Below are 505 nucleotides of genomic sequence, written 5' to 3' on the forward strand. Positions count from 1 at the left end.
GGATCTGCTCGACTTCGACCGCCGGGTCCGCGACGGGCTGGACCTGCCCGGCGGCGACCTGTTCAGCGCTGGCGCTGGCTGGCCACCATCGGCACCGTGCTCTACATCGCCTCGATGTGGGTCAACGGCATCGCCCAGGGCCTGATGTGGCGCGCGATCAACGAAGACGGCACGCTCACCTACTCCTTCGAGGCGCAGCCATTGCCCAGGTGAGCGACCAGCCAGCCGCTGTTCTCCACCGGCAGGCCGGTCATTTCGGCGGCGCGTCGGCTGACGAAGCGCGGAAGTCTCGGCGGACGTCGATTTCAGTGCGGTGGAGTCCACCTCGGAATCCTTCACCCCTGCCCAGGCGGCACTGCGCTGCGAGCAGAGCGTCTACGAGCAGCGCCAGAGCTGCCTGCCGCCGCAGGGCGTGCCCGGTGCGCTGAGCAGCTTTTTAGCCAGACTGAGTTTCATGGGCAGTGCGGCGAAGCAGCAGACCACCAGCCAGCTGGCGGTCGTCAGG

General features: G+C 67.9%; 3 pseudogenes. 2 read left to right on the forward strand and 1 reads right to left on the reverse strand.

Annotated features, from left to right (window positions below):
- Positions 1-75 precede the first annotated feature (75 nt).
- Positions 76-189: pseudogene (locus U8L64_RS00225) on the forward strand (cbb3-type cytochrome c oxidase subunit I); the annotation flags it as partial.
- On the opposite strand, the pseudogene U8L64_RS20120 reads toward U8L64_RS00225, so the two are convergent.
- A pseudogene (locus tag U8L64_RS20120) lies at positions 189-281 on the reverse strand (hypothetical protein); the annotation flags it as partial. The pseudogenes U8L64_RS00225 and U8L64_RS20120 overlap by 1 nt on opposite strands.
- Here U8L64_RS20120 and U8L64_RS00230 point away from each other — a divergent pair.
- Positions 281-505: pseudogene (locus U8L64_RS00230) on the forward strand (flagellar M-ring protein FliF C-terminal domain-containing protein); the annotation flags it as partial. The pseudogenes U8L64_RS20120 and U8L64_RS00230 overlap by 1 nt on opposite strands.

This window comes from Pseudomonas sp. FIP_A4, from assembly GCF_036701605.1.
GTDB lineage: Bacteria > Pseudomonadota > Gammaproteobacteria > Pseudomonadales > Pseudomonadaceae > Stutzerimonas > Stutzerimonas phenolilytica.